Genomic DNA, 430 nt, shown 5'->3' on the forward strand with positions numbered 1-430 from the left:
ACATGACCCTCGACCAGATGGTGTTCTTTCGCCCCCTGCCCGAGCTAGCCAACTACCAAACCCCAATTGAAGGGTTGTTTTTGACTGGAGCGGGTACCCATCCGGGCGGGTCGATCTCGGGTATACCGGGGCGCAACTGTGCTCGCGTGTTCTTGAGCGTGCAGGAACCCCTGAAGTACAACCTGAAGGAAGCCGGTAACTGGCTCAAGGATCGCTTTAAGTCGGTGGCTAACCTCGGCCGCTAAAGCAGTGCGGCATCAGCTAAGGATTACGCTGGCTGATGCCGCCTATTGAACGAGAGCGTTGATCGATATTTACATTTTTGGCACATTTTTAGAGGACATTGCTATGGCCGGCCAAGATTACCAGAATCAGTCTAACCAGGTGCCGTATCCCAATTTGCCGCCGCTGATCGACAGTCGGGCTACGG

General features: G+C 54.7%; 1 pseudogene. It reads left to right on the plus strand.

Annotated elements, in window-relative coordinates:
• Positions 1-245 (plus strand): annotated as a pseudogene (locus EFT72_RS18990) (hypothetical protein); the annotation flags it as partial.
• Positions 246-430 lie beyond the last annotated feature (185 nt).

Source organism: Clostridium sp. E02, from assembly GCF_003833015.1.
In the GTDB taxonomy this organism is placed as follows: Bacteria; Bacillota; Clostridia; order Lachnospirales; family Lachnospiraceae; genus Lacrimispora.